The organism is Desulfovibrio legallii, from assembly GCF_004309735.1.
GTDB classification, from domain to species: domain Bacteria; phylum Desulfobacterota; class Desulfovibrionia; order Desulfovibrionales; family Desulfovibrionaceae; genus Desulfovibrio; species Desulfovibrio legallii.
Genome location: NZ_SIXC01000005.1, coordinates 143,939 through 168,704, shown reverse-complemented (window position 1 = coordinate 168,704; position 24,766 = coordinate 143,939). Strand labels below are relative to the sequence as shown.

Here is a 24,766-nt window from a genome sequence, read left to right as displayed (position 1 = left end):
TGTAGGGGGCCTAAGGGGGGGCGCAGCCCCGCCCTTGGCCCCCTGCCCTCGCCGGAGGCGGCCCAAATGCCATAAAAAAACCAGGCCGCCATGCCCGCAGGGCAACAAAAAGTCCCGGTCAGGACACGCCTTTTTCTCCAGTCGCCGCAGGGCGACAAAAACTCCCGGTCAGCCCCCCTTTTCTCCAGTCGCCGCAGGGCGACAAAAACTCCCGGTCAGAGTTCCCCCGCCCCCGGCGGGCCCCCTTTACGCAGGATGCTCCCGCGCCTTGATCAAGGCCAAAGCCCGCTGGGCCAGCTGGGTGACTTCGGGCTTGGAAATCTGGTCGTCCGCGCCCACGCTCACGCCCTTGTGGCGCAGCTTGTCCGTGATGAGCGAGGAAAACAATACCACCGGCAGTTTTTTGAGCACCGGGTCGGTCTTGATGCGGTGGGTCAGGTTGAGGCCGTCCATGACGGGCATTTCAATGTCCGAAACCATCACGTGCACAAAATCGTTGATGTCGCACCCGGTTTCTTCCGCCCGGCGCTTGAATTCTTCCATCCTGTCCCAGGCGGCCCGTCCGTTGGAAACCACCTCCACGGCAAAGCCGGCCTTTTCCAGCAGGTCGCGCAGCATTTCACGCACCAGGGCGGAGTCGTCCGCCACCAGCGCTTTGTAGCCCGTATTGGTCCAGTCCGCGCCCAGGTCGTCCAGACGCAGGCCCAGCTTGGGGTTCAGGTCTGCCACCACTTTTTCCAGATCCAGCAGGAAGACGATGCGGTCCTCCAGCTTAACCACGCCGATGACCGTATTGTTGGACACGGCAGCCACATATTTGTTGGGCGGTTCCACCCGCTCCCAGCTGATGCGGTGGATGCGGTTGACGCCCGAAACCATAAACGCTGTGGTGACGTTGTTGAATTCCGTCACAATGGTCTTGGGCTGATCTTCCGAGGCCGGATGGGTTTTGCCCAGCCACATGGCCAAGTCCACCAGGGGGATGATGCGCGAACGCAGGTTAAACGCCCCCAGCACGCTGGGGTGCTGCACTTCAGGCAGTTCCGTGACCTTGGGCATGCGGATGATTTCCAGCACCTTGGCCACATTGACGCCGTAGTAACCCCGGTACCGGTCGGGCGGCGGAGGCGCGTCAGCGGGTCTGTCCGCCGCAACGTCCGTCTGGTCGGGCACGGCCTCGTCCAGATAAAATTCCACCACTTCCAGTTCGTTGGTGCCGGCTTCCAGCAAAATATTGGTCTGGGCCATGCTGCCTCCAGCAAAAATATCCCGCGCAGATCGGCCTTGCGGGCTGTTTCGGGCTGCGCCCGCCTTGAAACAATGACAAAAATACCTCCGCCCTACAAGGACGCGAGCCGTTCTTCCGCCGCATCTATGAGGCTTTTCGGCGTGGATGCGCCGGCCGTTAGGCCTGCGCGCCGATTTTGCGCAAAAAGGTCGGCCTGCAGCTCGTCCACGCGCTCCACATGGTAGGTGGGTATGCCTGCGGCCCGGGCCACATCCGCCAGACGGCGGGTATTGCCGCTTTCGCGCCCCCCCACCACAACCATGGCGTCAACGCGGGAGGCGATGTTGCGGGCCTCTTCCTGGCGTTCGCGCGTGGCGTCACAGATGGTGGCAAGCACCGTGAGTTTTCGCAGGCGCTCCAGCAGATAGGCTTCAATAGTACCGAACAGGGCACGGTCCTGCGTGGTCTGCGAGGCCAGCACATAAGGCCGGTCCACAGGCAGGGGCAGAGCCGTCAGCTCTTCCATGCCGCCAAAAACGTGGGCCGGCCCCCCGGCGTAGGAAACCAGGCCCCGCACCTCTGGGTGATCTGCCTCGCCAAAGAGCAGCAGCACCGCCCCGTAGGCCGTGGCGCGGGCAATGGCCAGCTGCGCCTTTTTGACCTTGGGACAGGTGGCGTCCAGTACGCGCGCGCCGCCGGCGCGCAGGCGCTCCTCGGTCTGGCGGGTGACGCCGTGGGCGCGGATGACCACCACATCGCCAGGGCGGGCTTGCTCTGGGTCGTCCAGACGCGCCACGCCCTTGGCCGCGTACTCTTCCTGCACCTGCGGATTATGGATAATGGGGCCCAGGGTGCAGATGCGTTCCGTATCCGCCGTGCGCTCCCGCAGGGCGGCCTCCAGCTTCTGCAGAGCCAGACTTACGCCCATGCAGAACCCCGCGGTTCCGGCGCGGATGACCTCCATACCGATTTCTCCTCAAAAACGTGACAAGCCGTTTGTTCCAAAGCGTGTTCAAAAAAGATGGCTCTGTGCCGTACCACTGTCGCAGCCGTCCAGGAATTTGTCCAGCGCGGCGGCCACGGCCTCCCAGTCTTCACAGCGGCAAAGCTCCTGCCGCAGGGCACGCGCTCCGGGCAGGGCGCGCACATAGCGGGGCACCACCGAGCGCATCTTCCACAACGCTGCCCGGCCGGGGCAGTGGCGGCGGGCCAGGGCTATATGGCGCAGAATCATGGCTTTAAGGCCGACAGCGTCCTGAGGTTTAGGGACGCAGCCGCGGCAGAGGGCTGCGTGGTCGGCGAAAACAGCGGGATTGTGCAGCGCGCCCCGCGCGTACATGAGACCCGCGACGCCCGTGCGCTCCAGGCAGGCCAGGCCGTCCGCCGCGCTGAACAGGTCGCCGCTGGCCAGCAGGGGGATGGACAAACGCGGAACCAGCCGGGCCAGAGCCTCCCAGTCCGCCGTGCCGCCAAAGCCCTGACGCGCCGTGCGGGGGTGCAGGGTCAGCCAGCCCGCGCCGGCGTCCTCCAGACGCAGGGCCAAGTCGGGCAGCACGGGGCGGGCCGCGTCCAGGCCCAGCCGCAGCTTAAAGCCCACGCGCCCCGGCCCGGCGGCGGCCAGCATGGCCCGGGCCACGGCCAGGGCGTTGTCCACATGGTCCAGCATGGCCGCCCCCGCGCCCTGACGCAGCACCTTGGGCACGGAGCAGCCCATGTTCAGGTCAAACCAACCGAAGCCCGCCTCGCGCAGCAGGGTTACGGCCCGACCCAGAAAAACGGGCTCAGCCCCGAACAACTGCACCACCAGGGGCTGATCCTCAGGCAGGGTCTGGAGCAGTTCATTGGTGCCGGGGCTCTGGTAGGCCAGGCCCTTGGCGCTGACCATCTCCGTAACGCAAACGGCAGCCCCGTACTCCCGGCAGAGCAGGCGAAAGGGCAGATCGCTGTACCCAGCCAGGGGGGCCAGCCAGGGGAATTCCCGCCCAAAAGGCAAGGCTGCGGGATTGGCGGGACAAGAAGGCAGGGACAGGCTCATGCAAGTTCTTTGGGGTCCGACCCGGATTTGCGCCCCGCGGGCGGCGCGGGGGCGGCGGTGGGGGACGGCGTTGGCTGGGGCGCGGGGACAAAGCCTGCCGGGCCGTCGGCGGAGGGGGCCGCCGAGACAACGCTTGCGGCCGCATCCTCGGATGCGGGATGCGCCGGACCGCCCGCAGGCGGCTGCGGGCCCGTAAGGGTCACGCGGGCTTCGGCTGCAGGTGTGGACCGGGCCGGGGCGGGCTCGTTGGAGCGGGCCTGCGCGGCGTTTGCGGCCGCATTGCCGGGCGCGGAGCGCAGAGGGCCGGGCAGCTGGTCCGCCTGAGTGGGGGCAAGGCCTGCGGCGGCCCCGGCCTCGCCTGCCGAGAGCAGGGGATCCGTCTCCTGGTCGTCCCGCCAAGCGGGCATGGCAGGCATGGGAAAGGCGCACTGGCCGTCGCGGCAGCTCACGCGGCGCAGCAGGGTGGCGGCCAGGCGCAGGCCCTCGTTGATGGTGTCGGCCACAAAGCCATTGCTGAGGTAGTCCAGAATGCCCGTGCGCTGCAAAATATTGCGCACGCTGCTGCTGCCCACCACCAGAATGACGGGCATGCTGCGGGCATAGCAGCGCTCCACAAACTGGGCCAGAGCGTGCGCACCCGATGCGTCCAGCCAGAACACGCGCGAAAGGTGCAGCAGCACCAGTCGGGCGGGTTCGCGGTCCTCTTCATAAAGCTGACGTTCCAGCTCATGGATGGCCCCGAAAAAGAGCGTGCCTTCGATGACGTACACGGCCACGCCGTCGGGCAGATCGGCCGGGGCCTCGCGCAGCAGGGGGTCGCCGGGCTGCAGACGGCGCACACGGGGGTGGGAGGTCTTGTAAATGAACAGGACCAGCGAGAGCAGCACGCCGATGAAGATGGCTTTTTCCAGATCAAACAACAAGGTGGAGAGAAAGGTAATCAGCAGAACAACACGGTCCACGCGGGTGGCCACCAGACACAGGCGGATGGCCTCCACGTCGATCATTTTGAAAGAAATGAGCAGCAGTATGCCCCCCAGGGCGGGCAGGGGCAGCCAGCGGATGAGCGGGGCCAGAAGGAAAAGCATGGGCAGAGCCAGAATACCGGAAAAAACCGTGCCCATACGCGTACGCCCGCCTGAGGAAACCATCAGAGCGCTGCGGGTGAAAGAGCCGCAACCGGGAATGCCCGAAGTAAGCCCGGCAGCCAGGTTGCCCAGCCCTTGGCCGATGAGCTCCTGGCTACCGTCAAAGGAATCATTTTTGACGTTGGCCAGTTGCTTGCCGATGGCCAGGGATTCTACCGTGCCCAGCAGGGCCAGGGCCAGGGCGGGCATAAAGAGATCGCGCAGGGCGTCCAGATCAAAAGCGGGCGGCAGGGAAAGGGGCGGAACCACGCTGGGGATGGCCCCCACCAGGGGCACGCCGCGCTCCCCCGCGCCCAACAGGGCGCTGACGGCCGTGACCACGGCCAGCGCCGCCAGTGAGGCGGGAAAGCGCCGCGAGACCCGCCGGAAGGTCAGCGTCAGAACCACGGTGAGTACGGCCAGGGCCAGGCACCAGATGTTGGCCTGGGGCAGACCGTGCAGTGCGGCGAAAATCTGGTTAAAAAAGCCGGCGGGTTTGGGCCCGGTAAGGCCCAGCACCGTGCTGATCTGCCCCACGGCAATGAGCAGGGCCGCGCCGGTGGTAAAAGCCACCATGACCGAATGGGAAATGAAATTGGCAAGGTCGCCCAGCCGGGCCAGGCCCATGCCGATCTGGATCAGCCCGCAGAGCACGGCCAGCCCGAAAACGTAGGCCATGCGGGCTGCTTCGGGCAGGCTGGAAATAAGCACGCCCCCCACGCTTACCGTGGCGAAGGTGGAGTAGATGACCATGGAGATGGCGTTGGTGGGCCCGGCCGCCATATAGCGGGAAGAGCCCCACAGGGCGGCCAGGGCCACGGGCAGCATGCAGGCGTAGATGCCGTACTGCGGGTGCACCCCGGCGATGATGGCGTAGGCCATGGCCTGAGGCACGGCCATGGGCGTCACCGTCACGGCGGCCAGCAGGTCCGCGCGGAAGTCTGCGCGGGAGTAGCCCCGCAGGGTTTCCAGAAAGGGAAAGAAGCGTGCGGCGCGCGTGTTCACGATAGTTTCCGGCGTCCTCTATGGCGTCTGCGGCGTCTGCGGCGTCTGCGGCACACGCAGCCGTCAGGGGGGCACAGGCCGTGCCCGTTTACTGATTGTCGTCTTCCAGACGCAGCACGTCGTGGCCCAAAGCGTAGTGCATAAGCCGGGGGCGCTCGGCGGACTTCATCAACGAATTGATGATCCGCGTCATGCGCCTGTTGCCTTCCAGCACGCCGCCCAGATGACCGGCCAGCTCGGTGAGGTCTGTGCGGGCGAGGATGCTTTCCAGCTCCAGGGCCAGGCTGCGGCCGCGCGAGTCTTCAGGAAATTCGGCCAAAAGTTCGCGGGCCAGGCGCAGGGCGCGGGCCTGGTTGGCGTCGATGTCCTCCACCAGTTCGCCGCAATATTCCGCCTGGTTGCGCATGACGTTGAGGGCGTTGTTGCCGTAGTGGGCCATAGCCCCGGCGGCCTTTTCCAGTGTGTCGCGGGCCACGGCCACGCGGCGGCCTACGGAAAGTGAAACAATGCTGGCGCACTTGGACAGAAAGCGTTCGTCAAAACTCTCAAAGCCGTATTCCCGCTTGGTGTAAAGCATGACCAGACCGAAAGGCGGACGGTTGCTGCGTTCGCGCAGCACAAAGGCCAGGCGGGAGCGGTAGCCTTCTTTATAAATAATGCAGTCGAAAGATTCGCCCCCACGGTCCAGGGCGTGCAGGTTGTTGGAAACCACATAGCGGGTGTGCCCTTCAAGGATGGCCCGCATGACCGGGTGTCTGCGCAGGCCCTCTTCCAGCATGGGGGCCACAATGGGGATGCTTTTGCCGTCCACCTGGTTAGCCGTGCTCACCACCCACTCGCCGTTGGGCGTGCGCAGGCGACAGACGTACATTTCGGCATACAGGGCGTGAACCAGGATTTCCGCGCTCTGGCGCAGCACCTCGCTGGGCGGGGCCATGCGGTCGGCAATGGAAAGCAGGTCGTTGGACACGCGCAGCAGCATTTCCGTGTCATTCTGCATGGAAGCCACGGAGGTGAGCAGCATGAGCAGGCAACGCCAGCTGCGCATGGGCACGCCGCGTACGGCGGGATGGTAGCCCGTATTGAGGGTTCTTTTGGCCGCCGGCAACAGAGCCAGCGCGGCGACGCGCATTTCCGGCGGGGCATACTTGAGAAGGCGCTTGATTTCTTCGCGGATATACTCGGGACTGTGCTGTGACACGGTGAACTCCATACCCGCAGGCCTGGACAGGGCCAAAGCGGCCCCGAGGACGGTCGCCCGTCCGGAACCAGCCGCGCCCGCCCATCTGCGGAACCGGACGCGCGTTTTCCTGAAACCGCTTTTCCGTCGAAAAAAAAGTATACGGCTTCGGGGCCGTCCGGTCAACGCCGTTCAGAAAATTGACCGCATGTGTCACACTGTTCACAAGTTGTCGGCAACAAATCGGAAACAAAGGTTATTTTTTTAGTGGCAGAAGAATTGCATTACCTGCGGCGGGCCCTGCACGCCAGAGCCCGTAATGAGGTTTGCCATGAAACGCCGTACTGCTCTTTTACTGCTCATGCTCGGTCTGCTGACAGCCCTGCTGGTGCTGGGCCTGCTGGCGGGCTTTGTACCGCAGACCGAAGGCCCGGAGCTGCGGCGGCGGGCCAACCCTCGCGTGGTGAGCCTGACCCCCGCAGACCTGCCTGCGCCCATCGTGCCCCTGGGGGACGGCGCGCGCCAGTGGGCTGTGCGCAGACCAGTGACGGCCGCCTCGCCCAAAGCCGGTGCCGCGCAGGGCCGTGCCGGACCCGCTGCTCCGCACGGCGCATGGCCGCCGGAGTTGCGGGCCGCCGTGGGCGAGCCCGGCGGCTTTGCCCCCTTGCTGTCTCTGGACGGCGCAAGCCCTCCCCTGCTGCTGGGCAGCCTGCCGCCGCTCTACGGCGACGCCCTGGACACCGGCGGACGGCCCCTGCGCTGGCTGACGGGGCCCGGCACGCTGGCGGGCTACAGCCCCTGGCAGCCCCCTGCGCCGCAAGCGGTTGCCCCGCCTTTCACGGGCGAAGACGCAAGCCCCGCCGCCCTGCACGCCCGCGCGGCCCGCTACCGTCGGCTGGTAGAGAATTTTGCCCGCCGCTACGACCTGGATACAGACCTGGTCTACGCCATCATTCACAGCGAAAGTGATTTTTCGCCCACTCTGGTCAGCAACAAGTCGGCCATGGGGCTCATGCAGATTCTGCCAGACACAGCCAGCGACGAAGTGCACCGCTACCTGTACGGCCATCGCGGGGAAATCGGCTTTGACGAACTGCGCGTGCCGGAGGTAAACATCCGCTACGGCACCACCTACCTGCACATTCTGCTGACCCGTTATTTTGCCGGAGTGGAAGACGAACTGGCGCGGGAATACTGCGTTGTGGCGGCCTACAACATGGGCCCCAACCGTTTTCTACGGCTTTACGGAGCTACGGACGCGGCCGCCGTGGCCCGCATCAACACCATGAGCGCGACGGAGCTCTATGCCGACCTGACCTCCCGCCTGCCCGCGCGCGAAACGCGGTTCTATGTGGCCAAGGTGCGGCGCATGAAGGACCACTATGCGGCCCTGCGCTGAATGCCCCTGGAAAAAGGTTGTGGCGGACGGCAAAACAACGTACATCTGAACGGCCGACGGCGGTCCGGACCTTCGCGTCGCCGGCTACTTTTGATCCCCACGCCGCAGCGGGCCCGTCCGACCGCCCGGAGAACCGTCGGGATATCCCACAAGGAGTGCTCACTACCATGCGAATTTCTCTCTTTGCGCCCCTGGCCCTGGGGCTTTGCCTGCTGCTTCCCGCCTGCCAACAGGCTGATACCGCCAAACCCCAGCTGGCCGTGGTGGACATGGCCCGCATCATGCGCGACAGCGAACCGGGCAAAGCCGGCGTCAAATTCCTGGAAGGCATCCAGGCCGAAATGCAGTCTTCGCTTAACGACATCCAGTCCCGACTGCAGAAGAACCCCAACGACGCCCAGGCCCAAAAAGAACTGCAGACCATCTACATGGCCGCCCAGCAGCGCATGCAGACGGAGCAGCAGAACGTGATCAACGTGCTCTACGATATGGTTCAGCGCGTCATCAACGGCTACCGCACCGAAAAGGGCTACGCCGTTATCCTCAACAGCGAGGCTGCGGCCGCCTATGACGCCAAGGCCGACGTCACCGCCGACATCGTGGCTGCCGTCAACAAGCAGAAGGTGGACTTCAAGCCCGCCGCCAAAGAAGCCGACCAGGAAGCCAAGGAAGCCGCGCCCGCCGACAAGGCCGCCGGCAAGGACGTTGCGCCCGCCGCTGACCAGAAGGCCGGCAAGGACGCCAAACAGGCCCCCAAGGACGCGGACCAGAAGGCCGCGCCCGCCAAGAAGTAAGGCCGTTGCCGGGGCTTGCCCCGGCACGCCCGGAGAGCAACGTCAAAGACCGCCCGTTCCGGCGCTTAACCGTGCACGGCGGACGCCTGCTTACGCAACCGCCAAGGCGTTGCAACGTTGCAAGGCCCCTACCGCAAACACTACACGGCCCGCCCGCGGCGTCGGCATATGCCCGGCGGTCGCAGGCGGGCCAAACAATCGTCGCCGTATTCTCATGCTCTACGCTCTTGCCGCCGTTGTGCCGGTTTTTCTGATCATCCTCGCGGGCGTTGCCCTGCGCAGCCGGGACGTGCTGCCCGAAAGCGCCGGCGCCGTACTGGGGATTTATGTGCTGCGGGTGGCCCTGCCCCTGCTCATCCTGCATCTGCTGGCCGACGCGCGCCCGCAGGACCTGGCCCGCTGGGGCTTCTGGGTGGGGGTCATCGGCTCCCAGCTCGCAGTCTACGCCCTGGGCTATGCGGGGGACAGGCTGTTCTGCCGCCGAGGGACAGGCCCGGCGGTCGTCAGCGGGCTTTCCTGCTCGGCCTGCAACGCGGCCTTCGTGGGCCTGCCCATTGTGGCCAATCTGCTGCCCGGCGACAAAGAGGCCATGCTCGCGGCGGGGCTTGCCACCCTCACGCCCAATGTGGTCATGATTCTGGCCCAGGGGCGGCTGGACCTGCTTAACAGCGCGGCAGTCCGGGACGGATCCGGCACGCTGGTCCGGCTGGGGCGTTTTCTGCGCGTGTTCTTCCTGGGCAACGCCATCTTGCTCTCCACCCTGCTGGGTATGGCCCTGGCCGTATCCGGCCTGGGGCTGTGGACCCCGCTGGACCGCGCCGCCAGCCTGATAGGCTACACGGCAGCGCCCTGCATGCTGCTGGCCCTGGGGCTCGACCTGCACCAGAAGCTGCTGCTGGCCCGCCGCCGCGCCCAGGGCCACACCGTGCTGCGGCAGTGCTGGTACCTTGGCTGCAAACTGCTCATCCATCCCCTGCTCTGCTGGGCCGCCCTGGCCTGGCTGGGCGTCGGCGGCCGCTGGCTGGTAGTGGGCGTGCTGGTCAGCGCCACAGCCACGGCCCTGTTGGTCACAGTCATAGCCGAAGTTTACAAGGCCGTACCGGAAGAGGCCGCCCTCACCGCCGTGCTTTCCAACGGCGTAAGCCTGCTTACCCTCACGGGCTTTGTCTGGCTGTTCCAGTACCTGGGGCTGATTTAAAGCCCTTGCACGCCAACATGCCTAGACCACGTTACAAATGTCTATTATCAAAACGGCAAGGCCTTAGCCGGCCACGTACTTCTTGAGCAATTCGTACCAGTGCCCGCGCGAAACCCCGGCCGCGGCCGCGGCCCGACGGGCGTCGCCCCCGCACTGGGCCCAGAGGCGGCGCACATAGGCCGCCTCGGCCTGACGCTTCCACTGGCGCAGGCCAGGCAAGGGCGCGTGGCCCGTTTGGTCTGCCGCCGGCAGGGGGGCGGACGCTTCCCGGCCTGCGGCGGCCCACTGCTCTGGAGTATCCGGTCTGGCGCTCCGGGCCGGAGATGTGCCGTCCGCTTCCGTCCAGGCCTGCGGCCAGTCGTCCAGGCCCCGATCGTCCCACATCCACCCGTTCTGGGCTTCTGCATTCCGGTCCCGCCCGGCCTGATCCCGCCCGGCCTGATCCCGCCCGGCATGGCCCTGCCCCTTGGCGTTCCGCCCGGCGGCGCGGCCTTCACAACAACAGGTCAGCGAATCCACGCCAGCCAGGCGGCGGCGCGCCGCATCCACCCGCACGCGTGTCGGCAAGTGCGCGGGCAACAGCACATCCGCCTGTCCGGCGGCCAGACAGGCGCGTTCCAGGCTGTGGATGAGTTCCCGCACGTTGCCCGGCCAGGCATACTGCAAAAGCACGTCCAGCAGGGGCTGCGCCAAGGCTTTTTCCGGCAGATCGTTGCGCAGACAAAAGCGCGTCACGGCCTGCCGCGCCAGGGCCGGGATCTCGTCCCGCCGCCGCCGCAACGGCGGAATCCGGATGGTCAGGCCCTGCAGACGGTAGAGCAGATCAGCCCGGAACAGCCCCTCCAGAACCATCCCCTCCAGGTCGCGGTTGGTGGCCGCCACCAGGCGGAAGTCGCTGGACACCTCGCGCACTTCGCCCACAGGCCGAAAACGCCGCTGCTCCAGGGCGCGCAAAAAGGAGCCCTGTACGGTCAGGGGCAGATCGCCCACCTCGTCCAGAAACAGGGTGCCCTTGTCTGCCGCCAGCAACAGGCCCTCGCGCGCCCGGTCCGCCCCGGTAAAGGCCCCCCGGCTGTGGCCGAAGAGGTGGCTTTCCACCAACGTGTCCGGCAGGGAGGCGCAGTCTACCGTCACCAGGGGCCGCGCCGCGCGCGGGCTGTTGCGGTAAAGGGCCTTGGCAAAAACCTCTTTGCCCACGCCCGTTTCTCCCAGCAGCAGGACGTTGACCTCGCTGCGCGCCGCCTGCCCCAGGAGCTTGAGGGCCCGGCACATTTCCGGCCCGGAACCGGCTATGTGCCCGCTGTCCAGGAGCAGAGCCTCCGTAGCGGGGTTGCGCTGCTGACGAAAGGTCAGCACCTGGCGCAGGCACTGTTCAATATCCCGCACGTGCAAGGGCTTGCACAAAAACTCCCAGGCGCCGGAACGCAGGGCCGCTTCCACCGCGTCGCCGTCCCCGTGGCCGGTGACAATGATCACGTCGGGGCGGCCCGGCAGATGCGCAAAGTCGTTCTGCCACTCCAGGCCATTGCCGTCCGGCAGCCAGACGTCCAGCAGGACCACGTCCACGCCGGTGCGGCCTTGCTCCAGACCTGTCCGCAGGTCCGCCGCCGCCAGAGCCTCATGCCCCAGCCGGGCGCAGGCCACCGTAACCATGGTGCGCATAAGCGCTTCGTCGTCAATCACCAGTATGCGGGCCATAGGCATCCAAATCAGGTTTTACGCGGCCATCATACGGATACCGCGACGTCCGTGTTCAGGCTTCCGGTGCTTCCAGGGCTTCCAGGGCTTCCAGGGCATGGCCCAGGGCGGCGGTCAGCGCCGTGCGGGCGGCAGGCGCATCCTGCGGGCGGGCCTGCTCCAGCGCGGCGGCGGCACGGCGCAAGGGCTCAAGGCACAGGCTGCCCGCAGTGTTTTTGCAGGCATGGGCCTGGCGGCGCAGTTCCGGGCCGCAGGCGGCCTCCAGGGGCAGCGCGGCCAGGGCAGCGGCCCTTTGCCGCAGATCCTGCGCGGCCACGGCCGCCAGTTGGGCCAGGAGGGCGGGATCGTTGTCCACGGCGGCCAGGGCGGCCTGACGGTCCCAGACCGGCAAAGGTGTTGCCGGGCCAAGGGTGGCCGCCAGAGCCTGACGCAGGACCGCAAAGGTAAAGGGCTTGCGCAGCAGGCCGTCGGCCAGGGCCGCGCGACGGCGGGCTTCGGCCGTTTCAGTCATGGCCGGCGAGGCCGTGCAGAGCAGGATTTTCTGGTCGCTGGGCACGGCGGTGCGGCCCTGACGCACGGCTTCCAGCAGGTCCAGACCGCTGCGGCCGGGCAGGCAGGCGTCCAGCAAAAGCACATCCCAAGGGCCGCGGGAGGCGTCCCGCAGCAGAGCCAGGGCCGCATCGCCGTCGTCCAGGGCGCGCACGGCAGCCCCGGCGCGGGTCAGCATCTGTTGCAGATAGTAGGCCGTGGCCGGATTGTCCTCCACCAGCAGCACGCGCAGACCGGGCAGCGCGTCCCGACCTGCGGCCCTCGGCAGGGGCGGCGCGGCAAGGGCCCCGGAAGAGGGCGCAGGGCCTGCGGGCTCCGGCGGCAGCGCGGCGGACGCGGCCGGTGTCGCGGCCGGGCGCAAAAGAACTTCCAGAGTAAAACGCGCCCCCTGGCCAGGGCTGGAGCAAAGGCGCACCTCGCCGTCCATACGTCGGGCCAGCTGGCGGGCCATGCCCAGGCCCAGGCCCGTGCCAGGGCAACTGGAAGCGGCCTCCCCGCGCTGAAAATTGGCAAAGACCCGTTCCTGCTCTTCCGGCCGCAGACCTGGGCCCGTGTCCGTCACGGCCAGGACGCAGCGCAGCCGGTCCCCCTCAGACTGGGCGCGCACGTCCACTTGCACGCCGCCCAGTTCCGTAAATTTCACCGCATTGCTGACCAGGTTGCCCAGAGCCTGACGCAGGCGAAAGCAGTCGCCCGTCACGGTCTGGGGCAGGTCCGGGGCCGCCTCCAGGCGCAGGAAAAGGCCTTTGGCCTCGGCCACAGGACGGTAAAGGGCCAGGCATTCCTCCAGACAAGCCCGCAGATTGAAGGGGATTTCCCGCAAGGGGGGCGCAGCCTGTTCCAGAGCGGCGTGGTCCGTGATGTCGCCGACCATTTCCAGCAGGGCCCCGCCCGCCTGGGTCAGGTAGTCCAAGGCGCGGTTTTTTTCCGGCGCGCGCAGGTCCGGACGGCGCAAAAGCTCTGCCATGCCCAGCATGGCAGAAAGCGGGGTGCGCATGTCGTGGCCCAGACGGGCCAGCAGGGCGCTTTTAAGGCGGCTGGTTTCCTCCGCCAGCCAGCGTCGCCTGGTCAGATAAAGACTGGCGCCGCCGACGCTCAGCACGCCCGTAAGCCCCAGCAGGCCGTAGAGCAGGTGCATGTGGCGGACCTGCGTTGCCAGACCGCGTTGGAAATCCGTGGCGTCCTGACTCACGCTGATGCCGCCCAGGATTTCGCCTTCAGCGCGGTCATGGTGGCAGCGCAGGCAGTCCTGCCCTGCCGTAAGCACACTGAGCAGGCGCAGACGCCCCTGACCATCAGCCTGCGGCGGCGCAAAAATTTCGCGTGCGCCTTCGGTGCAGCGGGCAAGCGCGCCGCTTTCCCAGGCGTCGGCCAGATTGTCCGGACGCAGGGGATGCGGACTGACGATGCTGATGCGCAGGCCCGGTTCGGCCACGCGCTCGGCCAGCTGACGGCTCATGTAGGCGGGGTTCATAAGCACCAGGGTGCGGCCGTCGGCAACGGCCAGGGTGCGGTCTTCCTCCGGCAGCCAGGGATTGGGTGGGCCGTAAGGGCTTTGGCGCACATAGACGCCGCCGTGGGCCGCGTTCCAGTTGCGTACGTCCAGCAGCTGCTGGGCCACTGTGGCCAGCCTGGTGCGCTCCAGCTCCAGACGGTGCGCGGTTTCCGCGTGCAGAGCCTGACGGTAGAGCCCAAAGACCAGGGCCAGCCAGAGCGCGCAGGCCGCCAGCGGCAGCCAGAGCAGGCGACCGGGAGGATAGCGAAAAGGGCATATGGGGGACATGACAATGGCACCTGGCTTGTCTGATTTTTATGAATACTGTCTTTTTTTTATGAAAAAAGCAACAGCGCGAACCGACGCCATGCTGTAGCTTTCTGTACTTGCTTGAAAAATAATGTGATTTTTTTTACAGATGGAAATAAGAAACTGGTATGCTTTTTGATGTATGCCGCCAAACCGTGGTCATGGGGGCCGCGGGCAACGCATCCAAGGAGGCTTTATGGGAACACCCCGCCATGGACCTTGGCTCAAGTGGCTGGCGGGCGGCGTTGTGGCGGGCATGGCGCTTTTGGGCGTGCTGGCCTACGCCATGACGACCACGGACAGTCGGCCTTTTTGCTCCACCTGTCACATCATGGAAGAGGCCGCCGTCACCCAGAAGAAAGGCACGCACGCGCGATTGGCCTGCAACGAATGCCACGCGCCGCACAACCTGCTGGTCAAGCTGCCATTCAAGGCCCAGGAGGGCCTGCGCGACTTTTGGGGCAACATCACCGGCAAGGACGTGCCGCACCCCGTCAGTCTGCACACCCGTGACGTCGTCAATGCCAACTGCAAGGCCTGCCACGCCCAGACCAACGTCAACGTGGCCAGTATGGACGCCAAACCCTACTGTGTGGATTGTCACCGCAACGTGGCCCACATGCGCATGCGGCCCATCAGCACAAGGACGGTAGCCTATGAATAAGACCGTAGTTTCTCCTCTTTTTGCCGGGGCCGCACTGCTGGCCGTGCTGGCGCTTGGCGGCTGTGAAGATGTTTCCACCGAGCTCAAGGCCCCCACCTACAAGACGGGCATTGCCGCAACGGAAACGCGCATTTCCGCCTTCAAGGCAGCCTTTCCGCAGCAGCACGCTTCGTACATGAAAAACGACGAAGACAAGGTGATGACGGAGTACAAAGGCTCCGTGCCCTACCACAAGAACGACGGCGTCAACCCGCTGCCCAAGGGCTTCAAGCACGCCCAGCCCTATCTTAAAAATCTCTGGCTGGGCTACCCTTTTATGTATGAATACAATGAAACGCGCGGGCACACCCACGCGGTGGAAGACTTTGTCAATATTGATCGCCTCAACCGCTTTGGCGCGGACGGCAAGGGCAACATGCCCGCCACCTGCTGGAACTGCAAAACGCCGCGCATGATGAACTGGATCGCCCAGTACGGCGATTCCTTCTGGTCCAAGGACGTCAACGAATTTCGCGGCAAGGAATCCATCGACGCCAGAGACGAAACCATCGGCTGCGCCAACTGCCACGACCCGGCCACCATGGAGCTGCGCCCCTACTCCGAGCCTCTCAAGGACTGGCTCAAACGCAGCGGACAGGACTGGAACAAGCTCAGCCGCAACGAAAAACGTACCCTGGTCTGCGCCCAGTGCCATGTAGAATACTACTTTACCCACCAGGACAACGGCCCCAAGCTGCGTCCGGTCTTCCCCTGGGACAACGGCAAGAACCCCGAAGACATGTACCAGTACTACAAGAGCCACGGCCCCAAGGGCCCCGACGGCAAGCCCGGCCCCTTTGTGGATTGGGTGCACGCCGCCTCCAAGGTGGGCATGATCAAGATGCAGCACCCGGATTACGAAACCTTCCAGGACGGCCCCCACGGCGCAGCGGGCGTTTCCTGCGCCGACTGCCACATGCAGTACGTGCGAGAAGACGGCAAAAAGGTTTCTAGCCACTGGATGACCTCGCCCATGAAGGATCCTGAAATGCGCGCCTGCCGCCAGTGCCACGCCGACAAGACTGCGGACTACCTGCGCAGCCGCGTGCTCTATACACAGGAAAAGGCGTACAAGCAGCTCATCAGGGCCGAGGCGCTTTCGGTCAAGGCCCATGAGGCCGTACGCCTGGCCAATGCCTATGAAGGCCCCCGACCCGACAACTATGACGCTCTTATGACCGAAGCCCGCGAGATGGTCCGCAAGGGCCAGCTCTTCTGGGACTACGTTTCGGCCGAAAACAGCATGGGCTTCCATAACCCCGTGAAGACCATGAACACGCTGGCCGTGTCGCTGGAATGCAGCGAGCGCGCCGTGGCTCTGGCCACCGAGGCCACGCAGTTCACCATTGCGCCGATCATGGCCAAGGACATCAGGGAAGTGGTGCCGCCCATTCTGGAGCTGAGCCGCAAGCTGCAGCAGGACGGCGAGTTCCTGCAAAAGAACCCCTGGACCAAACTGCTGCCCGTGCTGCCCAAGGCCGACCAGGTCTGGGACGGGCAAAACCGCCTGGAATCCAGCGCCGCGCCCCGATAGCACGCGCGCGTACTTCCTGACCGCTGCGGCGGGGGTGGACCTTTGCGGTCTGCCCCCGCCTTTTTTTGTCCACGCGCGGCGGGCCGGTTCCTCTCCAGCCTGGCAACAGATTGTGCCAAATGGTCCAAAGTTGACAGCCAGAGGTCCAAAGCCTACAAAACTGGTCTAATTACGATTGACATGCAACAGTCACGGTTTCGCCGGGATCGTGTTAATGGAGGGCCTGATGCGCCGAAGAACCTTCCTTTCCCTTTGCTGCGTGAGCGCGGCCGGTCTGCTTGCAGATCCGGCTCAGGCGGATGCGCCGCAAGGCCCGCGTTACGCCATGGTGGTGGATCTGCGCCGCTGCGTGGGCTGCCAATCCTGTACCGTGTCCTGCGGGGCGGAAAATGCCGTACCCCTGGGCGAGTTCCGCACCACGGTCAACGAATACGCTCTGGGCGGCGATCCGGCCGCCGGTCACGCCCCTGCCCTGGCCGTGCTGCCGCGTCTCTGCAACCATTGTGAAAATCCCCCTTGCGTGCCCGTATGTCCGGTGGGCGCCACCTACAAGCGGAAGGACGGCTTGGTGCTCATCAACGCCGCCACCTGCATCGGCTGCGGCTTTTGCGTGCAGGCCTGTCCGTATGACGCGCGCTTTCTGAACCGCGAAACCCACACGGCGGACAAGTGCACCTTCTGCGCCCACCGCATGGCCGCCGGCCTGCTGCCCGCCTGTGTAGAAAATTGCGTGGGCGGCGCGCGCGTTTTTGGCGACCTGCACGACCCCCTAAGTCCGGTCAGCCGCCTGCTGGCCGCCTACACGGGCAAGGTGGCCGTGCTGTATCCTGAAAAAGACACCAGGCCGCACGTCTTCTACCTCGGCCTGGACGCACGCTTCATCCATGCGAACGGCGTGCCGGAGCCGCTGCCCGTGGATCCGGCAGGGAGGGCCAGCCATGACTGAATTTCTTGACCTCGTGCCTTTTGCCCGACCGCCCCAGTGGGGGGCCTGGGAACCCCTGGCCCTGACTATGATCCTGACGGGCGGCGTAGCCTTGCCGGCCGCGGGGCTGGCCGCCTGGCACGCCGCCGCTTCCTGGGCCTACCTCTTTGCCCTCACGGCCCTCTGCGCCTTGGCCTGCGGCCTTTTGGGCGTGTTCGTGCCCCTGGAACAGCCCTTGCGCGTCTGGGAATTTGTGGCCCATCCGGCTTTTTCGTCGTGGACGGCCTGGGGAGCCTATATTCTGCCCCTGGCCCTGCTCTGCTCCCTGGCCCTGCTCTGGCTGCACCGGCGCAAGGAACCTGCGGTCCGCACAGGGGGCCTGATCGCCCCGGTCCGGCTTGCCCTGGCGCTGGCCGCCCTGATTTTGGGGGGACTGGTGCTGGCCTATGCCACGGGCGAGCTGCGCGCCTGCGTGGGGCGTCCGCTCTGGTCCGCCCTCTGGGCCACGCCCGTGTTGCTGGCGGGCGGGACCGCCGGGGCTGCAGGCCTGGCCCTGTTGCTGGCCCTGCGCCTCTGGCCCGTGCTGGGGCGCTGCTCCGCCCCGCCGGAAGGCCTGCGCCGCACCGCGCCCGCCCTTGTGCCGCTCTGCGCTCTGGCCGCACTGCTGCTGCCCGCGCCCCAGGGTTTTGCCCCCTTTGTGGGACCTTGGTGGCACGGGCCGGAAACGCTCATGGTCCTGCTGGGGCTGACGGCCCTGCTGCTGCTGCACAATACGGGGCGCGGCGGCCGGACGGCCTGGGGGCTTGCCGCGCTGCTGTCCGGCGTACTTTTGTTGTGGAAGATTGTACACATGGGGGAAATCTTTGGGCGCAACGCTGCGCTGTATCCGGCGCGTGCCGCCTTTTTTGACCTGCTGCGGCCGGACGCGCTGGCCGCCTTTGCCGGCACGGCGGGGCTGGCCGTGCTGGTGGCCGTGCTCCTGCCCCGGCTGTTGCCGCCGGCCGCCCCCACTCTGGAAGGATAGGACCATGGACGCGAAGAAACGTAAATTTCTGGGCACAGGCGCAGCCCTGCTGGGCGCGGGGGCACTGGCCGCCGCCTCGGCCGGTGCGGGCAAGAACGTTCTGGACGGCATTATGCGGGGCACGGCGGGCATACCCGTGCGCGACCCCGTGAACAAAAACGCTCTGGAACCCGAATACTCGGTGGACGCCCAGGGGCAGGTCAGTCCCGGTCAGGGCGTCCGCACCGCCTTCAACCTCTGTTGGGGCTGCACCACGCTCTGTGGCGTGCGTCTGCACATTGATGCGGGCAAGGAGCAGGTGACGCGCGTGGCGGGCAATCCCTACAATCCGCTGGCGTCCTCCCACGCCTTGCCCATGCAGACTCCCGTAAGCGAAGCCCTGCGCGCCCTTTCCGCCAGAGCCGATGCGCCTGAATCCCCCCTGGCCGGGCACAGCGGGCGGGCCGCTGTTTGCGGACGCGGCGCGGCCATGACCGACGCCCAAACAAACCCCTTTCGCGTGCGGCAGTGCCTTAAACGGGTAGGCAAGCGCGGCGAAGGCCGCTGGAAGAGCATCTCTTTTGAGCAGCTGGTGGAAGAGGTGGTGGAAGGCGGAGACCTGTTCGGCGAGGGGCCGGTGGACGGCCTGCGCGCCATCCGTGAAACACCCGGCCCAGCCAATCCGGAACACCCGGAGTTCGGCCCCCACGCCAACCGCCTGCTTCTGACCTACGCCTTTGACGACGGGCGGGAGGTCTTTTTCTTCCAGCGTTTCGGCATCCAATCCTACGGCACGCGCAACTTCGGCAAGCACGGGGCTTACTGCGGGCTTTCCTTCCGCATGGGTTCCGGCATGGCCCTGAACAATCTGGCCACCAACACGCACGCCAAGCCGGACTTTGAGCACTGCGAATTTGCCTTATTCTGGGGCACGGCCCCGGCCCAGGCGGGCAACCCCTTCAACCGCTCGGCCCGCATGGTGGCCGAGGCCCGCACCCTGGGCAACCTGCACTATGTGGTCATTGACCCGGTACTGCGCCTTTCCGTCACTGACGCCGCGCGCGACCGGGCCCGCTGGGTGCCTGTGCGGCCCGGCACAGACGCGGCCCTGGCCCTGGGCATGATCCGCTGGATTCTGGAAAACGCGCGTCACGACGCGGCCTTTTTGAGCCACCCCACCCTGGAGGCCGCCACTTCTGCCGGGGAAGCGGCCTTTTCCAACGCCACCCACCTGGTCTGCCTTTCCGGCCCGCAGCAAAACAAAATACTGCGCCTGCCCCCCACGGGACAAAAAGGCCCGGACGGTACCCCCCTGCCCGGCGAGCCCCTGGTCATGAGCCTTCAAGGAGAGCTGACCCCGGCGGGGCAGTGCCCCACGGCGGCGCTTTTCTTTCGCGGCGAGGTAACGCTGCCCGACGGAACCACGGCCACAGCGGCCACGGCCCTGCAGTTGCTGAAGGAAGAAGCCTGCGCCCACAGTCTGGACGAGTATGCCGCGCTTTGCGGCGTACCGCGTGCAACCATAGAAGACCTGGCGCGAGAGTTTACCGCCCACGGCAAGCGGGCCGTGGTGGACGTGCACGGCGGCATGATGAGCCTTTCCGGAATGAATGCCACCTTTGCGGCCCTGACCCTGAACACGCTTATCGGCAACCTTAACGTTAAAGGCGGCGTGGCCGTGCCCCCGCCGAACTTCCATAAGGCCGCCTATACCGGGCCGCGCTACGATCTGAACAACTTTCCCGGCAAAAAGGGACCGCAGGGCTTTCCGGCCAACCGCTGCCGCGCCCCCTACGAAAAATCCACGGCCTTCCGGAAAAGGAAGGCGGCGGGCCTCAATCCTTATCCGGCAGATTCACCCTGGTTTCCGCTGACGCCCCCCAATATGCCGGGCGAGCATCTGCTGGGCCACGCCAACGGCTATCCCTTTACCTTTAAAGCCTGGATCAACTGGACGGGCAACGTGCTGTACGGCCACGGCGGGCTGCACAAGGTTATGGACCCGCTGTTGCGCGAACCCAAAAATCTGCCCCTAATCATCGGCATCGACGCCTTTCACAACGAAACCAACGCCTATGCCGACTACCTGGTGCCGGACCCCTGCATGTACGAGGGCTGGGGCGGCTTTGCCGGGGCCTGGTGCGGCGTGCTTACCCGCATGTCCACGGCCCGCTGGCCTGCTGTGGCCCCGTCGCAGCAAAAGACCGCCGAAGGACAACCCGTGTGCATGGAGCAGTTTCTCATTGCCGTGGCCAGACGCATGGATCTGCCCGGCTTTGGGGATAAGGCCATCCCCGGCGCGGACGGCGCGCTGCACCCCCTGAACACGCCGCAGGACTATTATCTGCGCTTGGCCGCTAACATGGCCTTCGGCAAGGGGCAGGTTCAGGCCGCACCCAGTGCGGAAGACACGCGGCTTTCGGGCATCGGGCGCATTTTACCGGACATTACGGCCGTGCTGCCGCCCGAAGAACGCGGCCCCGTGGCCCGCATCTACAGCCGGGGCGGCCTCTTCGCGCCCTTTGCCGCCAGCTACGACGGCGATAAACTGGGCAGCCGCTGGACCCGCGCCTTGTGCGTATACAACGAAGACGCCGCCAAGGCTGTGCACTGGCAGACAGGGCGGCACTACAGCGGCCTTCCTACCCTGCGGACCGGAGAATTCAGCGACGGCACGCCCCTGCGGCAGCACTGGAGCGAGCGAGACTATCCTTTACTGATGATTTCGTTCAAATCCAACCTGATCAATTCCTACGCCATTGTTTCGCCGCGTCTGCGGACCATCAAACCAGTGAACATGGTCCTTCTGCACCCGCACGACGCCCGCGCCCTGGGCGTACTGCAAGGGGAACGCGTGCGTCTGGTCAGCCCCGGCGGCGCGACTGAAGCGCAGGTCACGGTGACGGAAACAGTTATGCCCGGCGTAGTGGCCGTAGAACACGGCTTTGGGCACAAGGCCCTGGGCGCCGCCGACGTCTGGGTGGACGGAAGGCGCATCCCCGCTGTACCTGGCTGCGGCACAGGCATGAACCTTAATGACCTTGTGCCCGGCGACCCCAGCCGCAAAGGCGTTACCGCCCTGACCGAAAGCGATTCGGGCAGCGCTGTGCGCCAGGGCATTCCTGTCCGGGTGGAACGGCTCCGGGGGTAGCGGCGCTACGCGCCCTCCCGGTCCTGGAGCCTGGAATTCCATATGCGCCTACACGGGCGGAGAAAGCTGCACCAAAGGCTTTCTCCGCTTTTTTTGGGGAGCGGTGAGCGACCCGCCCCTTTTCCGCGGGCTATCGCAGGCTATTGCAGCCGGAAATCAAAGGGCAGCAGCACCACCGTGCGCACGGCCCGACCGTCCTTGCTGCCGGGACGAAAGCGCGTGCGCTGCGCGGCCTCCAGGGCGGCGTCCTCAAAATAGCCGCGCGGATTGGCCGCGTGGACGGCGCAGGGGCCCGGCAGGCCGGAAGATTCCACCACCAGCCGCACCACTACCCGGCCTTCCAGGCGGCGGCTGCGGGCGCTGTCCGGATAGTGGGGCCGTACCGGACGGGTGACGGCCGGAGGCCTGTCCAGCTGGCTGGGCGTGTAAAGGGCCTCGCCCCGAATCTCGCCCTGGGCCGCGCCGGGCGTCGGGCCGGGCGTGCCTGCGCCCAAGGCCGTTGCCGGAGCGTCGGCGGCTGCTTTGGCCGGACTTGCGGCAACGGGCGCGGAACCGGCAGCGGCAGGCCGGGCAGGATTTGGCTTTACGGGCGTGGGCCGCACGGATGCGGGCCGGGCCGGCGCGCGCGGTCTGGGAGCAAGGGCGGCGCCTTTGCGGGGCACGGGGGACGGGGTAACGGCTTTGGGGGCCAACGCAGCCGCTTCCGCGGCAGACAGCGTTGACGGCGGGGCGGGCGCGGCGGCTGTGGGCGCGGCAGGGGCCGCAGGCATGGAAACCGCCGGGCCGGGCAGCAGGCTGACCAGAGTGACCCGCAGCAAGGGGACGGGCTGCGGCCCGCCGCCGGTCAGCGGAGCCGCCAACGCCAGGATGACCAGAGCGGCGTGCAGCAGCAGGGAAGAGAACACCCCTCTGCAGCACGCGAGGCGGCCGCCGGATTCCGGCGCGGGCAGAGCAGGCAAGACCGCCGCCTCCGACGCGCCCACTCCGGGCTCCGCAGCCATAGCCGGAGCGCCGACGGCGGAAACCGTCAGGACGGGAAGCGGGAGGGGATGCGCGGAACGACCCATGCCGCAGACTCCTTATCTTACCTTCAAATGCGTTGTTACGCGCCGGCCCCGCCTTGCGGGCGGCAGAATGTGGCGGCTTTTAGAGCAGTTAGCGAATGAAATGAGCTAACTGCTCTGCAAGGATTTTCTTGAAAATCCTTGCCACGAAATGCGAGAAGGCAGGCTTTTGCCTGCCGTAAGCGAGCATTTCAAGTGTTACATGCTCTAGAGCAGATTACCTTTGAAAAGAGGTAGTCACAAAGTTTACGGCACACGAGTTCCGGCGCTTACCCGCGCAAATACATAGCGGTGCCGTCTTCATCCGTAGCCAGCGCCGCTGTCTTTGCCCGGAACTTCCTTCGTCGTAGCGGGCCAAGCTCTTGCGACGTAACGGCTAAAGCTGCGCTTGCGCCTCCATGGCGGGCGTCTGCTCACGCAACTGCTAGGGCATTGCAACGTTGCAATGCCCTAAAGTTATCTTTAAAATAATCGTAACACTGAAATACGGTAAAAGCAAGGGCCCGGACGTGCAGCCCGGGCAAGTCGTCAGACCGCCAACGCACGTTCAGGATAAACCGGCGCTAAACCGCCGCGCTCTTCAGGTCCGCTTCCGGATCCTTGTCCTCGGCCGACAGGTAGGGCACATAGGTCGGGTCCGTGCCCATAATGTGCTGCACAAGCCAGTCTTTGAGGAAGGTAAGCAGCTCCATGCTCACCGTGGCCGTGCCGTTTTGCAGTTCCTGTTCCACTTCGTCCAGCTTGGCCACAAATTTTCTGTGGATTTTGATATGCTCCTGCGTGCCCCGGTAGCTGGTGGGAGCAAAGAGCTTTTCTTCGTCGCTGAAGTGGGTGGCCGTGTAGTCGCGCAGTTTTTTGACAATGGCCTGCAGCTCCTTGCTGGTGCGGTTGTGGGCCATGGCTTCGTAGAGCTCGTTAATATAGCCCACCAGCATCCTGTGCTGCCGGTCCACCATGGGCACGTGCAGGTCCAGCTTGGGCGTCCACTGCACAAACTGGTCTGTGGCGGCCTGGTCGTAGTCGCCGCTCACCAGGGCGTTGACGATCATGTCCAGCTCTTCCATGCCGCTTTGGAAGGAAAGCAGGGCTGCGGTAAAGTTTTCCATGGCCGTGGCCGTGTTTTCGGCCACATTGCGGATTTCTTCCAGCGCGCCGTTGGTGCCCGCGCTGTTTTTGGACTGCTCCGCCGCGTTGTCGGCAATGACCTGCAGGCTGCTGGCCGTTTCCGTCATGGCATGGATAATATCGCGCATGAAGTTGCCGGCGCGCGAGGCCTGCTCCGCGCCGTCCACGCTAAGCTGGGCGGCCCTGTCCACCGTAAGCACGTTGCGGCGGGTTTCGTCCTGAATGGCCCGCACGGCCTCTTCCACTTCCTTGGTGGCGCCCATGGTCTTTTCAGCCAGTTTGCGCACCTCGTCGGCCACCACGGCAAAACCGCGCCCGGCCTCGCCGGCCCGTGCCGCCTCAATGGCCGCGTTGAGCGCCAGCAGGTTGGTCTGATCCGCCACTTCATTGATGACGGACATGACCTGGCCGATGTTGCTTGCCTTGTCGCCCAGCCCGGCCATAGCTTCCTTGAGCTGCACAATGGTGTCCTTGACCCGTTCAATGGAGGCCACGGATCCCTCCACCTCGCGCTCGCCCGTGGCCGCGCTGGCGCTGGAGTTCTGGGCGCTGTCCGAGAGTCCACGCACCTGTACCGAAGCCTCGCTGGCCGTGGCGGCCACCCGCTTCATGGCCTGTGCTGTTTCGGCCAGGTGGTCGCGCTGCACCTCCACCCCCTTGTTCACGGCCGTAATCAGATGCGAAAGGCCGCGCACCTCTTCAGAAAGTTTGTTGCAGACCGTGTGGGCCTTGTGCAGCACGCTGCCCCCCTGCTCGGTCTTTTGCCGCAAGGCTTCCTTCTCTGCCTCCAGCGCTGTCAGCCGACTGTGCAGGTCCGCATTTTCCTCCTGCAGCCGCACAAGCGCGGCGTCGTTTTCCGGTTGGCGGGCCGCGGCCGCACGCAGCTGCTCCAGGCAGTGCAGGGCGCGTTGTGCGGCATCGCCGTGCAGGGCATTATCGCCGACGTCAATAAGCGTGCCTGTGTAGTCGTAGAGTTTCCGGCTTTGAGCGCGCGCCTGCAGCCACAAGGCCATGTCGGCCAGAGCGCAGAGGGCCGCGAGCCCAACAAAAATCAGCCTGTCGCCGCCAAGATCCGCGTAAAAAGTCAGGGCCCCCAGAATCGCCAGCACCAACACCTGCAGTCCAATACCCATAACCAACCCGCCTTATGTTGCGCGTGGCCGCGCGTTGCATCTGCCGACGCGGCCCTTGCTTGCTTATCGGCCGATTCAACTCTATTCTTAAGGGGCCGTGCACAAACCACA

General features: G+C 65.7%; 17 protein-coding genes. 8 read left to right on the top strand and 9 right to left on the bottom strand.

The genetic code is table 11. From position 1 onward, the window contains the following. Positions 1-246: 246 nt before the first annotated feature. The 5 genes from EB812_RS05420 to EB812_RS05400 all read right to left on the bottom strand — a co-directional run bounded on the left by EB812_RS05420 (position 247) and on the right by EB812_RS05400 (position 6,596). On the bottom strand, positions 247-1,248 hold the full coding sequence (locus EB812_RS05420; RefSeq protein WP_118230173.1) for a chemotaxis protein: 1,002 nt from the start codon (positions 1,246-1,248) through the stop codon (positions 247-249). Positions 1,249-1,340: 92 nt separating this feature from the next. Then, the gene (gene ispH / locus EB812_RS05415) at positions 1,341-2,192 is read right to left on the bottom strand and encodes a 4-hydroxy-3-methylbut-2-enyl diphosphate reductase (RefSeq protein ID WP_118230174.1); all 852 of its coding nucleotides are present in this window, start codon (positions 2,190-2,192) and stop codon (positions 1,341-1,343) included. Between the two features lie 48 nt (positions 2,193-2,240). Next, positions 2,241-3,263 carry a tRNA dihydrouridine synthase gene (locus EB812_RS05410; RefSeq protein ID WP_118230175.1) on the bottom strand — a complete coding sequence of 341 codons (1,023 nt, stop codon included), beginning with the start codon at positions 3,261-3,263 and terminating at the stop codon, positions 2,241-2,243. Further along, on the bottom strand, positions 3,260-5,395 hold the full coding sequence (locus EB812_RS05405) for a SulP family inorganic anion transporter (protein WP_130957904.1): 2,136 nt from the start codon (positions 5,393-5,395) through the stop codon (positions 3,260-3,262). Before EB812_RS05405 ends, EB812_RS05410 begins: the two co-directional genes overlap by 4 nt. Before the next feature lie 88 nt (positions 5,396-5,483). Further along, positions 5,484-6,596 (bottom strand): hypothetical protein, encoded by a 1,113-nt coding sequence (locus EB812_RS05400; RefSeq protein ID WP_118230226.1) that lies wholly within the window; start codon positions 6,594-6,596, stop codon positions 5,484-5,486. 310 nt (positions 6,597-6,906) lie between these two features. On the opposite strand from EB812_RS05400, the gene EB812_RS05395 reads away from it, so the two are divergent. The 3 genes from EB812_RS05395 to EB812_RS05385 all read left to right on the top strand — a co-directional run bounded on the left by EB812_RS05395 (position 6,907) and on the right by EB812_RS05385 (position 9,966). Then, on the top strand, positions 6,907-7,974 hold the full coding sequence (locus tag EB812_RS05395; protein WP_118230177.1) for a transglycosylase SLT domain-containing protein: 1,068 nt from the start codon (positions 6,907-6,909) through the stop codon (positions 7,972-7,974). Between the two features lie 167 nt (positions 7,975-8,141). Further along, positions 8,142-8,768, top strand: a complete 627-nt coding sequence (locus EB812_RS05390; protein ID WP_118230178.1) for an OmpH family outer membrane protein — start codon at positions 8,142-8,144, stop codon at positions 8,766-8,768. A gap of 214 nt (positions 8,769-8,982) precedes the next feature. Then, positions 8,983-9,966, top strand: coding sequence for an AEC family transporter (locus EB812_RS05385; protein ID WP_118230179.1), 984 nt, complete (start codon positions 8,983-8,985; stop codon positions 9,964-9,966). Between the two features lie 63 nt (positions 9,967-10,029). Here EB812_RS05385 and EB812_RS05380 read toward each other — a convergent pair whose 3' ends face one another. Together EB812_RS05380 and EB812_RS05375 are read right to left on the bottom strand one after the other, a co-directional pair. After that, positions 10,030-11,664, bottom strand: coding sequence for a sigma-54-dependent transcriptional regulator (locus EB812_RS05380; RefSeq protein WP_118230180.1), 1,635 nt, complete (start codon positions 11,662-11,664; stop codon positions 10,030-10,032). A gap of 55 nt (positions 11,665-11,719) precedes the next feature. Further along, the gene (locus EB812_RS05375; protein ID WP_130957903.1) at positions 11,720-13,996 is read right to left on the bottom strand and encodes an ATP-binding protein; all 2,277 of its coding nucleotides are present in this window, start codon (positions 13,994-13,996) and stop codon (positions 11,720-11,722) included. Positions 13,997-14,213: 217 nt separating this feature from the next. Here EB812_RS05375 and EB812_RS05370 point away from each other — a divergent pair, with 217 nt between their 5' ends. The 5 genes from EB812_RS05370 to EB812_RS05350 all read left to right on the top strand — a co-directional run bounded on the left by EB812_RS05370 (position 14,214) and on the right by EB812_RS05350 (position 21,333). Continuing rightward, positions 14,214-14,681, top strand: coding sequence for a cytochrome c3 family protein (locus tag EB812_RS05370; RefSeq protein ID WP_118230182.1), 468 nt, complete (start codon positions 14,214-14,216; stop codon positions 14,679-14,681). Beyond that, the gene (locus EB812_RS05365; protein WP_118230183.1) at positions 14,674-16,254 is read left to right on the top strand and encodes an ammonia-forming cytochrome c nitrite reductase subunit c552; all 1,581 of its coding nucleotides are present in this window, start codon (positions 14,674-14,676) and stop codon (positions 16,252-16,254) included. Before EB812_RS05370 ends, EB812_RS05365 begins: the two co-directional genes overlap by 8 nt. Before the next feature lie 226 nt (positions 16,255-16,480). Next, a complete protein-coding gene (gene dsrO, locus EB812_RS05360) occupies positions 16,481-17,200 on the top strand; it encodes a sulfate reduction electron transfer complex DsrMKJOP subunit DsrO (RefSeq protein ID WP_118230184.1) in 720 nt (239 codons plus the stop codon). Next, the gene (nrfD, locus tag EB812_RS05355) at positions 17,193-18,203 is read left to right on the top strand and encodes an NrfD/PsrC family molybdoenzyme membrane anchor subunit (RefSeq protein ID WP_165450895.1); all 1,011 of its coding nucleotides are present in this window, start codon (positions 17,193-17,195) and stop codon (positions 18,201-18,203) included. The genes dsrO and nrfD overlap by 8 nt, the downstream gene beginning before the upstream one ends. 4 nt (positions 18,204-18,207) lie before the next feature. Further along, positions 18,208-21,333 carry a molybdopterin dinucleotide binding domain-containing protein gene (locus tag EB812_RS05350; protein ID WP_130957902.1) on the top strand — a complete coding sequence of 1,042 codons (3,126 nt, stop codon included), beginning with the start codon at positions 18,208-18,210 and terminating at the stop codon, positions 21,331-21,333. A gap of 140 nt (positions 21,334-21,473) precedes the next feature. Here EB812_RS05350 and EB812_RS05345 read toward each other — a convergent pair whose 3' ends face one another. Both EB812_RS05345 and EB812_RS05340 read right to left on the bottom strand, forming a co-directional pair. After that, the gene (locus EB812_RS05345; RefSeq protein WP_118230187.1) at positions 21,474-22,400 is read right to left on the bottom strand and encodes an energy transducer TonB; all 927 of its coding nucleotides are present in this window, start codon (positions 22,398-22,400) and stop codon (positions 21,474-21,476) included. 560 nt (positions 22,401-22,960) lie between these two features. Beyond that, the gene (locus EB812_RS05340) at positions 22,961-24,655 is read right to left on the bottom strand and encodes a bacteriohemerythrin (RefSeq protein ID WP_118230188.1); all 1,695 of its coding nucleotides are present in this window, start codon (positions 24,653-24,655) and stop codon (positions 22,961-22,963) included. Positions 24,656-24,766 lie beyond the last annotated feature (111 nt).